At 33.2% G+C, this 12,554-nt stretch carries 10 protein-coding genes and 1 other annotated feature; of the genes, 1 reads left to right on the top strand and 9 read right to left on the bottom strand.

What is annotated here, in order from left to right; genetic code table 11:
* Nucleotides 1-1,842, bottom strand: coding sequence for an ATP-dependent helicase (locus HGPG_RS01300; protein WP_019124242.1), 1,842 nt, complete (start codon nt 1,840-1,842; stop codon nt 1-3).
* Between the two features lie 110 nt (nt 1,843-1,952).
* On the opposite strand from HGPG_RS01300, the gene HGPG_RS01295 reads away from it, so the two are divergent.
* On the top strand, nt 1,953-2,747 hold the full coding sequence (locus HGPG_RS01295; protein ID WP_019124241.1) for a nitroreductase family protein: 795 nt from the start codon (nt 1,953-1,955) through the stop codon (nt 2,745-2,747).
* 22 nt (nt 2,748-2,769) lie between these two features.
* On the opposite strand, the gene HGPG_RS01290 is transcribed toward HGPG_RS01295, so the two are convergent.
* The 8 genes from HGPG_RS01290 to HGPG_RS01255 all read right to left on the bottom strand — a co-directional run bounded on the left by HGPG_RS01290 (nt 2,770) and on the right by HGPG_RS01255 (nt 12,369).
* Entirely contained in the window at nt 2,770-3,702 is a 933-nt protein-coding gene (locus HGPG_RS01290) for a helix-turn-helix domain-containing protein (protein ID WP_019124240.1), read from the bottom strand.
* The gene (locus tag HGPG_RS01285) at nt 3,689-5,098 is read right to left on the bottom strand and encodes an ATP-binding cassette domain-containing protein (RefSeq protein ID WP_019124239.1); all 1,410 of its coding nucleotides are present in this window, start codon (nt 5,096-5,098) and stop codon (nt 3,689-3,691) included. Before HGPG_RS01285 ends, HGPG_RS01290 begins: the two co-directional genes overlap by 14 nt.
* Entirely contained in the window at nt 5,092-5,787 is a 696-nt protein-coding gene (locus HGPG_RS01280; RefSeq protein WP_019124238.1) for an energy-coupling factor transporter transmembrane component T family protein, read from the bottom strand. The genes HGPG_RS01285 and HGPG_RS01280 overlap by 7 nt, the downstream gene beginning before the upstream one ends.
* The gene (locus tag HGPG_RS01275) at nt 5,787-6,368 is read right to left on the bottom strand and encodes an MptD family putative ECF transporter S component (RefSeq protein ID WP_019124237.1); all 582 of its coding nucleotides are present in this window, start codon (nt 6,366-6,368) and stop codon (nt 5,787-5,789) included. The genes HGPG_RS01280 and HGPG_RS01275 overlap by 1 nt, the downstream gene beginning before the upstream one ends.
* Nucleotides 6,369-6,377: 9 nt before the next feature.
* A complete protein-coding gene (locus HGPG_RS01270; RefSeq protein ID WP_019124236.1) occupies nt 6,378-8,099 on the bottom strand; it encodes an ABC transporter ATP-binding protein in 1,722 nt (573 codons plus the stop codon).
* Entirely contained in the window at nt 8,099-9,844 is a 1,746-nt protein-coding gene (locus HGPG_RS01265; RefSeq protein WP_019124235.1) for an ABC transporter ATP-binding protein, read from the bottom strand. The genes HGPG_RS01270 and HGPG_RS01265 overlap by 1 nt, the downstream gene beginning before the upstream one ends.
* 257 nt (nt 9,845-10,101) lie before the next feature.
* Nucleotides 10,102-11,445: a branched-chain amino acid transport system II carrier protein gene (gene brnQ, locus HGPG_RS01260; RefSeq protein WP_019124234.1), complete on the bottom strand. Its 1,344-nt coding sequence runs from the start codon at nt 11,443-11,445 to the stop codon at nt 10,102-10,104.
* 58 nt (nt 11,446-11,503) lie between these two features.
* Nucleotides 11,504-11,736: a binding site (T-box leader), on the bottom strand.
* Nucleotides 11,737-11,838: 102 nt separating this feature from the next.
* Nucleotides 11,839-12,369 carry a substrate-binding domain-containing protein gene (locus HGPG_RS01255; protein WP_019124233.1) on the bottom strand — a complete coding sequence of 177 codons (531 nt, stop codon included), beginning with the start codon at nt 12,367-12,369 and terminating at the stop codon, nt 11,839-11,841.
* Nucleotides 12,370-12,554 lie beyond the last annotated feature (185 nt).

Raw genomic sequence — 12,554 nt, 5'->3', positions numbered from 1 at the left:
TTAATCACCTGCCAAAGTTTCTAAATCTGTTACAAAAGAAGAAATTTCATTTTTCATTCCATTTGTGTATCGGGAGTACATTAAATATAATTCATTTTTTGCCCTAGTCATGGCAACATAAAAGAGTCTTCGCTCTTCGCAAAAAAGTTCTTCATCTTCTCTTATGGCATCAAGACTTGCAGTGGAGGGCAAAGTCCCCTCATATAAGTCTACAACAAAAACTCGGGAAAACTCAAGCCCCTTGGCTGAATGAATAGTTGAAAAAGTTAAATTTGCCTTATTAGTTCTTGGCTTCAAGAGGTCGTACTCCAACTCCTTTAATCTGCCAATAAATAAATCCAAAGACTCAGTGCTTTTTGCAATTAACTTTAAATAATAGAGGTATTCGTTTAAAGTCGCCTCTGTTTCCATGAATCTCTTGGCATTTTCTCTTAAATATTTTCCATAACCCATTTCCTTGTCAATAAAATTAATGGCATCGTAGACATTAGATCTTGCAATTTTTTTAAAGCCAACTAATAACTTGTTAATATTTTTGTGGTAGTAAGATGGAAGTCCTGGATAGTCCTTTAAAATATTAAAAATATTTTTGCCCCTATTTCTCTTCATATAGTCGATGTGCTTTTTGGAAATGTATCCATCTAATTTAAAGTAAAATTTTTCATAGAGCTCAATATCGGAAAGGTCACGTGAAAAATTTAAAATATCTAAAATATCGCGAGTTATAAAGTGAGAGAAGAACTTAGTCTTTTTGTCCTTTATATTAAAAGCATAATTTTTTCTCTCAAAATACTCCACAAGACCAATGCTGGATAGATTATTTCTGTATAAAACACAAAGGTCCCCTGCCTCCTTTTGAAGCTCCCTTTCGATAAAGGCATACTGGTCCTTGGGCTCCTTGACCTTAATAATATTTACAGGCTTAGCAAAGGGATTGTCTGTGACAACAGTTTTTTCGAAGCGATTTTCATTTTGGGCAATAAAAATATTTGCAATGTTTACAATATTTTTTGTAGAACGAAAATTTTCTTCCATGTAAAAAGTCGCAATGTCCTCATAGTCCTTTTGCAGCTTAAAAAGTTCTTCAGTGCTGGCGCCCCTAAAGCCGTAAATTGACTGGTCGTCGTCGGCAACAACAAATAAATTGTCATCAGGCTTAGCCAAAAGTTTTAAAACTTGAAACTGACTCCTACTTGTATCTTGCCCCTCGTCAAGCTGAATAAATTTGAACCTATCTCTATATTTTTTTCTTATAGAAGCATCGGTCTTTAAAATCTCATAAGCTAGATTTATCATGTCGTCAAAGTCAATTAAATTTTTGTCCTTTTTATACTTTTCATAGGTCACATAAAAGTTGACGAAGTTGTCAGTATCGCATCTTTTTGTCTTGGCAAAGGAAGATGGACTGAGCATCATATTTTTGCAGTAGCCAACTTCAGAAATTGCCGTCTCAATTCGCTCTTCAGTGGGATAAGTTTTGTTGACATCTCTATAAATATCTCTTAAAATTTCATATTTTTTCTTTAAATTTGAATCAATGAGGCTAAGGGACTTGCCAGATTTTTTAGAATAGTCGCGAACTATGGAATAACAAAAGGCGTGAATTGTGGAAAAGACTACATTTTTATCCTCAAACATTAAATTATAACGCATCTTAATGTCCACAGCTTGCGCCTTGGAAAAAGTAATGGTAAGAATGCTCTTTGGGTCCACTCCCCTATCTATTAATCTCTTAGTCCTATGTAAAATCATAGTTGTCTTGCCTGCGCCAGGAACAGCAAGAACTATTGCAGGTCCCTTGAAATGTTCCACAGCTTTTAATTGACTAGATGTTAATTTCACATTATCCCTCCCACTCTAGTGTAAACTATTTCATAAATATTTTAAATCTATTTTTTTAACCCTGCTATTGTGATATAATTTAAATATAAACTGGTTTAGGGGGTATTACTATGTTAATGACAAATTTCTTGCAAAAAAGAAAGTCTGTCAGAAATTTTAAAACGGACACAGTTCCAAGAGATGCCTTGGAAAATATAAAATTACTTATGGACGAAATGGGAACTAATGAAAGCGGCATAAGTTTTTCTCTTTATGAAAACGGGAAAATTGTTGCTGAAGGACTAAGAGGCAAAGCAGGCTATGCAGGAGTCATGATAGAAGCTCCACACTACATTGCACTAGACATTGACGGAGACAAACCACTTAACATATTAAAGGGTGGCTACTGCCTAGAAAAATTAAACACAAAAATTGTTGACCTTGACATAGACACTTGTTGGATTACAGTTGATAGCGTTGATGCAGACACAAAAAGAGCCATCTTCGGAGAAAATGGCACAGGCATAGATTATCTAATTGCTCTTGGCTATGGACAAAAGAAAAAATTATTTGACCCAGAAGTTACAAGTTCAAGACTTAGCGTAGAAGAAATTGTCTTCGCAGATACAATTGGAAATCCTATTTCCATAGAAACATTAGAAAACTATGGCGTCTTTGATGTATTTTCATCAGTAAGATATGCACCAAGTCACAAAAATTTCCAACCATGGAGATTTGTCCTTAAGGGAGCAGAAGTTGATGCCTATATGGTAAAATCTGATGAAGACAACAGATCACTTATCGACATGGGCGTAATCTTATTCTACATGGAAGAAATGCTAAAGACTATTGGCATAAATAAAAAATGGACAATCGACTTAAAGGACGCAGGCAAATATTATTACATCGGTTCCTTTACTTTATAAAATTTAAACATTAAAAAGAAGCTCATTCCTTTAGAGCTTCTTTTTTTCTGTATTCACTTGGACTTAATCCTGTAAATTTTTTAAAGGACCTTGTAAAATTTGATGGGCTTGTGACACCAAGTTCCATAGAAATTTCCGTTATGTTTTTATCTGTATTCATCAAAATTTCTTCTGCCTTCATCATCCTTAAATTGTTGAGGTACTTTATAGGAGTGTACTGAAATTTTCTAATGAATTTATTATTTAAGTTTGACTTAGAAATCTTAAATTTCTTTGTAAGCAAATCTAAAGTAATATCCTTGTCCAAATTCTCTTTAATAAACTCTTCAATTAAAATAATTTCCTCGCTTCTTTCATCCTTTTGATAAGATTTTCTTATTTCTGAAGTTTTTTCCATGGTAATATCGTAAATTAAATCCAGAGCCTTTATAGAAATCCCCAAGACATTTTCACTTTTTAGGACTTGGATTAGTTCATTGGCCCTTTGAATTAGTCTTTCATTTTTATAGACAAAACCCATATCCTTTATTGAATTTATTTTTCTCAAAAATTCCACTAGGATTTTACCGGAAAAGGAAACCTTATCTATTTCGTTTTCAAAAATCAAAAAATTAAAGGCTTGAACCCTGTCCTTGGTTGTATAAGATTCCCGTGCATAGGGAAGTGCCTTGCCAATAAAAATTTCTCTCGTTATTAAAATTTTTGTATCGTTAATATAAGTAAAGTAATTACCTTCATAGCAATAAGAAATCCTATAACCCTTATTTCCCTTACTATCAGAAGCTTTCACTTGATACTTTTCTCTTAAGTCAATATACATCAGCATAAGTCCTGGAAAAAGTTTATAATTTTTCATTTTATTTTTAGGATGGCTTATTCCTTGATACTCTATAAAATCATCATTATCATCGACAACCTCAAAGTCCCAGGAAGCTAAATAATTAGTATTTTTCATTTACAAACTCCAAAATATTTTCATCTGCACTCTTAATAAATTCATAATCGTGTGTGATTATAATAATTGTTTTGTTTTGCTTTTTCATTTCCTTTAAGAAGCTAATTAATTTTGTCATATTCTTTAGACACAAGCCAGAAGTTGGTTCGTCTAACAAAACTATTTCCTTCTTGCTGGCAAAGGCTAGTCCAAGGGCAAGTCTTTGTTTCTCTCCTCCAGATAAGGCTTGAGGGTGGCTGCCCTTCTTGTCCCAAAGTCCCAAATCACGCAAGATTTTTTCCTTTAGAAGGTCATCATCTGATACTATGGACATTTCTGAGTAAACTGAATCTGTAAATAATTGATAGTTCACATCTTGCATTACAAGAGAAATTTTTTCATAGGGCCTCTTTATTTTATCAGACCCATAATATAAATCTCCCCTTTGCCCCTTATTAAGTCCGCAAATATTTCTTATAAAAGAGGTCTTGCCTATTCCATTTGCTCCAATTAGAAAATAAATTCCCCTGTCAAAGGATAGGTTAAAATCAAAAATTACCTTCTCACTTCCCTTATACTTACAACGAAAGTTTCGACACTCCATTATTTTGTCATGATCAAAATTTTTATCGAAAAAAGATTTTTTTATGTATTTATCCTTATTCAAATCTTCCTTATTTATTTCCCTTAGGGTTCTCAGCTTATGATTTCTTATGAATTCATCATTAAGCTCTTCTCTTTCGTAGGAATTTATTTTTTTGTCCTCGATGACAAAGAGCTTTTCCATTATGTCCCTTAGGTAGTATAGTCTATGCTCTGCAATAATTATAATTTTTTTCTTTTCCTTTAATATCTCAATAATATTTTTTAGTCTTTCAATGGATTGATTATCAAGAGAGGCAGAGGGTTCATCAAAAATATAAATTTCATTATCCATTAGGGCAACAGATGTAATTGCCACAAGTTGTTTCTCACCACCTGATAATTTGAATAAATCTCTATCAAGTAATTTATCTGTCCCAAAAATCCTTGTATAGTAATCTATTTTACTTAGTATCTCCTCTCTTTTTACATTTCTGTTTTCAAGAGCAAAGGCCATTTCATCACTTGAATTGATGCAGTAAAATTGATTTTTGGGATTTTGAAAAACTGTGGAAATGTATTGACTCCTATCGCTTATGCCCTGGTCAAATAAATTTTTCCCCTTAAATAAAAGCTGACCCGAAATTTTGGCATTATTTATCTCTGGAATTATACCGTTAATTAACTTTATAAAAGTTGACTTGCCTGAACCTGACTCTCCACTTATTACATTTACACTTCCCCCTTCAAAGGACAGATTAATATTTTCAAATATTGTATTTTCTTTGCCTTCATAATTTTCATAGGCTAAGGAAAAATTTTTAAACTCTAACATATTTTCACCCTGATGAATAAAATAATTATAAAAATTCCAAAGATCATTAAGACATAATCTTGTAACTTCAAGCTTGCATCAGAAATAGATGACCTTTCTCCATCAACTCTCATTCCCCTTGTCATAGCTGATATGGCAACATCATCAGCAGTCTGTGATGTAATCATTAAAAGTGGAACAAACTTATATTCCAAAATCTTACCAGGGTCTTTGAAAAAATTTTTCATAATTAGTCCATGCATATACATGGCCTCATTTATTTTCTTGTAGTCTTCCTTTATTGAATAAAAAAATCTAAACATTACAGAAACTGGAATAATCAAAAAAATTGGCAAGCTTATTTTCTGCAAAGAGTAAACAAGATCACTCATTTTTGTTGTAACCAGAGCATAGTAACCCATCATAAAGCCAGGCAGAACTCTTATAATTATTCCTACATATAGATTTAAAATCATTGTAAAGAAATTTTGCGAAAGATTAAGCAAAAGACCTTCCCCTAAGACTGCCACAGAAGTATATAAAAGTCCCTTAATTAAAAGGGACCACTTTCTATCAAATAGTGCAAGTAAGTAGGGAAAAATTGCTATTAAAATTCCAAGATAATAATATCTTCTTCCAAGAGAACCTTCAATGGCAACAATCCCTATTACATTTGTTAAAAATATTTTTGTCCTAAAGTCTATTTTCATTAAGCCATTCCTGCTTTTTTGAAGTGCTTATTTAGGATTTTAATTCCAATAGTGCAGCCTATATATCCACCTAACATACCTACTAGGACAACAGGTATAAAGGACCAGGTTGGCATAACTGATAATAATTTTTCTGCGAATTCAGCCCCATAATTTCTATCGATTAAGGATTGGACGAAGGCATCCCTAGCAAAATAAATTGGTATTAAATTTGCCGCTGCAAAAATCATAAAGACTGTGTAGCTTAGTCTTGCAGTTTTTATTGACTTGTAACCACCATTTTTTAATATCATCTCACAAATTAAGGACAAGACGATTATGGCAGGAAGAACTATTGCCCCATGACCTGACATTGAAAACACAAGTCCAAAAACTATTCCCATTATTAAGACCATGCCAAACTTGTCTATCTTTGTTGAATAAAGCATAAAGACTGGCCCTGAAAGTAAACCACAAGCAAAGGGAACTAGGGGCATAAGAACAGGTATAAAACCTATCATACCTCCACACCAAGTTGCCATTACAGTTAAAAGTGAAAATACACCGGCATTTACTAAATCTCGAATCCCAAATTTATTCATTTTTTCCTCCTAATATATAAATTCTTCAGATTTTTTAGATGATTCCATCATCTTTTGGTAGGTTTTACTACTTTTTAAAAGTTCATCGTGTTTTCCAAAATCTTCTATCTTTCCATCTTTCATAACTATGATTTGATCTACATTTCTGATTGATTTCATCCTATGGGAAACTATCATCACCGTCTTATTTTTAATTAATTTATTTAGAGATTCTTGGATATATTTTTCATTTTCCACATCAAGTGATGCCGCAATTTCATCTAGTAGGATTATTTCTGCATCCTTTAAAAAGGCTCTTGCTATGGATATTCTCTGTCTCTCTCCTCCAGATAAGTTAGATCCATTTTCGCCAATTTCTGTTTCATATCCCCTTGGCAATTTCTTTACAAAGTCATCGCAGTTGGCAAGTCTTGCCGCTTCAAGGACTTCTTCGTCACTGGCACTGGACCTACCCAACCTAATATTTTCCATTACTGATCCATTAAAGAGGGTTACATCTTGAAAGACCATGGAAATGTGTTTGAACAAGTCTTGTGTGGCAATATTTTTTATCTCCTTGCCATCAATTTTGATTTCTCCAGAGTCATAATCATATAATCTTGCCACTAATTTGATTAGGGTGGACTTACCGCAACCAGATGGACCAACAAGGGCAGTAGTCTTTCCCTGCAAGGCCTTAAAGGAAATATTATCTATAACTTTTTTGTCATGGAGATAAGAAAAAGTAAGCTTCCTTCCATCAATGTCAAAGGACTTCAAGTCTGCTCTATTTCCCCTTTGAATTTTTTCATTCCTAAGTGCCTTTATCTTTTCAACTGGCGAATCGATATACATTAACTCTGCATAAAATCCGTTGAAGGCAGCGACTCCATCAATTAATCTTGCTGAAGCAAATAAGTAGCCCGCAAAATACAAGATATTTATTTCTCCATCTATCAAGCTATTTAATCCAACATATATTGCAAGGGCAAGAGATAAATTTGCCACAACTCCTGCAGAAACAATGGGGATAACTTGTGCCAGTTCTGATTTAATATGTTTCTTTTCTAAGGACCTAACAAAGTCAATGCCATTTTTTTCCTTTTCTTCAGTCAAATTATAGGACTTGATCTCTGTAGATAGGTCAATGAGTTCTTGGAACATCTTTGAGGACTTCCTTTGCTCCTTATAATAGAAACTCACTCCCTTCTTTTGAATCTTGCTTGAAAGGAAATTCAAAATAGCAGAAATATAAATTGGCACTATAACTGCAAGCCCAAGTTTTAAATTCCCAATTAGTAACAAAATGGAAATAATAACTAGATTTATTATAAAGGCATAAAATCCTGAAAGTGCATGAGAAAGACCATGCTCAATTGCCTCTACATCCTTCATTATTGTTTGAGAAAGATCTGTTAAATCTCTACTTGTATAAAAACTAAGAGGCAGGTCCTTAATTATTTCAGAAATTTCTATCCTAAGATTTGCAGATTCCTTATAGGTTTCGTTGTAAGTTGTAATGTAGTCCCTATTAATTACAAAAATCATGAGAAGGGCAATTATTACATAGGCGATGACCGAAAGCCTTGGACTAAAGTCTCCTAAATTTAACAGGCCTTGCAGTACATACATAAGAAGGAACATAGGTAGCATATAAGAAAGGCTCTTTAGACTAGAATATCTTATTGCAACAAGGGCACCCTCTGCCCCCTTGTCTGTAAGTCCAAAACGATTTTTCAAATAATTTTTCATCAGTCAACCCTCCATTCATTTGCCTTCATATACATTTCCACAAACTTCTTATACTTACCATCTTCCTTATAAAGTTTATCGTGACTTCCTCTTTCAATTAGCTTTCCATCTTCAATCAAAAGAATTTCATCTACCCCTCTTATGGAAGTGAGCCTATGGGCAATCATAATTGTAGTCCTGTTCTTTATTAATTCCTTAAAGGCTCTTTGTAGTTCATACTCGTTTTCAGGGTCAGCTGCAGCTGAAGCTTCGTCCATAATTATAATTTTTGGATCCTTTAGGAAAATTCTAGCAATACTTACCCTTTGCTTTTCTCCACCAGAGAGATTTACACCCTCTGCTCCAATCACTACATCATAACCATCTTTAAATTTGTCTATAAATTCATCACACCTTGCAAGCCTTAATGCCCTTAAAACTTCTTCATCAGAGGCATCACTTTTTCCAAGCTTAACATTTTCAAAAATGGAGATACCTTGGAAGAGTTGTGGATTTTGAAAAACAATTCCTATGTTTTTCATAAGACTTTCCTTGTCATAGGAAGAAATATTTTTATTTCCAATTAAAATTTCTCCTGAGTCAACTGGGTATAGACCAGAAATTAATTTTGCTATAGTTGACTTACCTGAACCCGAACTACCCACCAAGGCATAGACCTTATCTTCTTCAAGACTGAGAGAAAAGTTATTTAAAATTTTATTTTCTACGTCATAGGAGAAGTCTACATTCTTAAATTCAATATTTTTGTTTAGGAATTCCCTTTGGTTTCCAAATTCTATTTCCTTCGCCTTCATTTCCTTGAATAAATTTTCAAGATTATCCACAGCAGAATTTGCCTGGAAGATATACATAGATACATACATAATTTTCATTGTGTTTAAATAGAATATCCCCGAGAATAAAGTGAAAAATAAAATTTTTGCCGCCCAAAGACCAGGATCAGCTCCCCTATTAACCATAAAGATTCCCAAAAATATTGGCGTAATTATAAAAATATTTAAAAGCCATTGGAAGAGGACATAAGGAATCCTGCAAGACATAGAATACTTGTAGACCATGTCTTTATAAATTAGAATCGAATCATAAAGTTTTTTAAAACCGATTAAGGGTGCGTTAAAAATCTTTACTACAGGCATAGCCCTTACATACTCAACTGCACCCGCATTCATTTCATCAAGCATATCCATGTACTTCTTCATAAAGGACTGATCACCCATCATATTTTTTACAAGGACTAAACTTATTAGGACAATGACAATAAAAAATATTCCAAGGTATAAATCCAATAGGAAGGTCAAGATAAGCATAAGTATGGGAGTCAAAAAGGCTGCTGTTTGATCTGGAATCAAATGAGCCACAATCATGTGAGTTTGCTCCACATTATTGTCAATTATTTTTCTCACTTCTCCAGAATTGTGTAGGTCAAAAAAAGTATTAGACGCCCTAAGAAGATGCCTTATGCCTCTTTCACGAAGACGCGTTTCAAGTCTAAAACCTGCTAAGTGACTCATCCAAAGACCCATAAAGTATAAAAGACCATAGGCAATAAATAAAAATAAAATTTTTATTGCAAGACTTCTTTCTTCTGATAAGACCCCACCAGTAAATACATTCTTTAGCAAAATCCAAATCAAATAATAGGCATAAAATTCTAAAACAGTGCCCAAGGTCGTAAGTAGACATGCAAGAATACCGTGAAGTTTTCTCTCAGGTATGTAGGAAAATAATTTTTTGTATAATTTCAAAATATAACACCTCTCTTTATTTAATATCAAGTCAATTGATAACAATTATCGAAATAATTATAATATTTCTTTTTCCAATTTTCTTAACAAAAATACTTTTCTATTCAAAAAAATTTTTAATTATATTCAATTAGAATTTATTTGTCATATTTTCCTTTCATCACAAGCATCAAAAATTTTTTTTATCCTCTTTGCAAGAAAGCATAAAAAAGTCCCACATTAATCATGTGAGACTGTTTTTAAATTTCTAATTTATCTTACATATAATTTTCTGCTTTTACCTTAGCCTTTGATGGTGAGACTAGCCTTGTGTATCCTTCAACTAAGACTACAGCACAAAGACTTGGTAGGACCCAAGACAAACCACTTGATGCCATTGGAAGGCTTGCTTCAAACTTTGTCAAAAGAGGTAGATTTATATGGAAGGTTGACTTAGCAACAGACACAAGTGGTAAACCAACTGCAAAGAAGGCTGATGCCTTATAAGAAAGTCTGGAGTAACCAACAAAGTCATGAGTAAATCCTAGAAGTATTAAGACTAAGGCAACTGGATATATAACAGTTAGTAGTGGCACTGATAAAGCAAGAAGTTTATTAAGTCCAAAGTTTGCCATTACAAAGGAGAAGAAGGTCCAAAGGAAAACCCATCTGCCATAAGACATCTTGCGATTAAATAGTGTGCAAAAATATTCAGATCCACTTGATATTAAACCTATGCAAGTAGTTAAACAAGCAAGGGTAAATATTGAAGCTAAAAGAACTAAACCAGAGTTGCCAAATACAAGCTTAACAGCTTCTGTAAGAACAACTGCACCATTTTCTACGCCAGCGAAAGCCTTTGATGTAACCATGCCCATTGTTGAAAGCATTAGGTAAACTACAAACAAAACACTTCCTGCAAGTAAACCAGCCTTAGCAGTGTAAGCTGTAACAAGCTTCTTATCTTCAACACCAAATCTTCTTATAGCAAGAGTGACAACAAAACCAAAGTTAAGGGCTGCAACTGCATCCATGGTGTCATAGCCTGCAAGGAAACCAGCAACTACTGGAGCATCCTTATAATTTCCACTTGCCATTGAAGGTACCTTTGGTAGAGTCATAACTTTTGCAAACATTATAAATATTAAAAGTAAAAGTGTTGGAGTTAAATATTTTCCAACTCTTGCAACTAACTTGTTAGGCTTTAAGCAAACCCACATTGCAACAGCAAAGAATACAAATGTATAGGCAAGCCTTACAAGAGATAGGTTAAAAGTTTCTGGTACATAAGGTGCTATTGCCATTTCAAAAGGAACAGATCCAGCTCTTGGTATTCCAAGACCAGGTCCTATTGAAAGGTATATTGCAGTAGTAAAAACTAAGGCAAACTTTTCTCCAACTCTTGAAGATAAGTTTTTAAGTCCGTCAGTCTTACCAACAGCTATAGCTCCAAGTATTGGGAAGATAATTGCAGTTACAGAAAAAGCTAAAAGAGAAATTATAGTTTTATTCCCTGCTTGATTTCCTAAAAATGGAGGGAAAATTAAATTTCCAGCTCCAAAGAACAATCCAAAGAGCATTATGCTCACTTGAGTAAACTGACTTCTTGATAAGTTTTTCATTTTTTCCTCCTAATTTTTAATTTTATAAATAAAAAAAAGTCCCTTGTCTAAATAATAGACAAAGGACGAATTATCGCGTTACCACCTTAGTTCCTACAAAAATGTAAGCTCTCTTAACAAGCATCAATCAATGCCGAGTATAGATAACGCCTACTAAAGCGGCAAATCTTACTGAGGTTCAGACTTGCATAAAGAAAAAGGATTTTCGAATTTATCTCCATTATAGGCTTTCACCAAACGCCCACTCTCTGAAAACTTTAATAAACCTACTCGTTTTTTCCAATATTTTTTATAAATAAAATTATGATTTGTTTGTTATTATAAGAGACAAAAATCAACTTGTCAAATACTTTTTATAAAATTTTTTAAATTTTATAAAAATAATTAATGAGTCTAAATATTTTCTGTTAATGAATCTATTTTTTCTTTGACATCATCTTCATCTAAACCCAAACCCTTGGCAAAGAAGTTGAGACCATTTTTTGTGTCCTCTAAGGTTTCAAAGGAAGCTGAAGCAAAGTCTAGTCCCAAAGGTTTATCATAAGTTACACTTGAATCTGTAAAAAAATAATCTGCGTTTAAGTTATTTATAAGCTTAAAATCGGGCTCTTTTTCATCGCCTATTGAGCTGGCATCAGGATAAATAGATTCTGCTCCATTAGGTACTGCCACAACATTTTCATAACCCAAAAATTTTAAGGCCTTTGCAGCCTTCACTGACAAGGCAACAATTCTTGGATTTTCTTTTTCTACAAAGAGTTTATCCGCCATCTCTTCCTCTTTTTCTTCGCCCACATTTTCTTGGCTAACTTCTTTTGCATTGGAAGTATTTGCTACTGTTGTATCCTTCTGAGATTTGCAAGAAGAGAATACCATCATTAGCAATAATAAAAAACCAAGCTTAATATAAAACTTTCTTTTCATAAGACACACTCCTTTTTAATTTTTGGTCTATCTTTAGTTCTTCCTATTAACATGATATCACATTATTCAAAAAAAAAAAATAGAAAGGCAAAATTTTGTGAAACTTTTATATATTTAAGGGAGTTAAAAAAATTGTATTTGAAATTTTTTTAAAATTTATTTAAAAAATTTGCAAGAAAAAAGGC

It is taken from the genome of Peptoniphilus grossensis ph5 (genome assembly GCF_000311825.1).
In the GTDB taxonomy this organism is placed as follows: Bacteria; Bacillota; Clostridia; order Tissierellales; family Peptoniphilaceae; genus Peptoniphilus_A; species Peptoniphilus_A hominis.
Note: the sequence above shows the minus strand (reverse complement) of the source record. Positions and strands in the feature narration are given on the sequence as shown.

Coding starts and splice junctions, on each gene's coding strand:
- HGPG_RS01295 (WP_019124241.1), top strand. CDS start 1,953: ATGTTAATGACAAATTTCTTGCAAAAAAGAAAGTCTGTCAGAAATTTT.
- HGPG_RS01290 (WP_019124240.1), bottom strand. CDS start 3,702: ATGAAAAATACTAATTATTTAGCTTCCTGGGACTTTGAGGTTGTCGAT.
- HGPG_RS01285 (WP_019124239.1), bottom strand. CDS start 5,098: ATGTTAGAGTTTAAAAATTTTTCCTTAGCCTATGAAAATTATGAAGGC.
- HGPG_RS01280 (WP_019124238.1), bottom strand. CDS start 5,787: ATGAAAATAGACTTTAGGACAAAAATATTTTTAACAAATGTAATAGGG.
- HGPG_RS01275 (WP_019124237.1), bottom strand. CDS start 6,368: ATGAATAAATTTGGGATTCGAGATTTAGTAAATGCCGGTGTATTTTCA.
- HGPG_RS01270 (WP_019124236.1), bottom strand. CDS start 8,099: ATGAAAAATTATTTGAAAAATCGTTTTGGACTTACAGACAAGGGGGCA.
- brnQ (WP_019124234.1), bottom strand. CDS start 11,445: ATGAAAAACTTATCAAGAAGTCAGTTTACTCAAGTGAGCATAATGCTC.
- HGPG_RS01255 (WP_019124233.1), bottom strand. CDS start 12,369: ATGAAAAGAAAGTTTTATATTAAGCTTGGTTTTTTATTATTGCTAATG.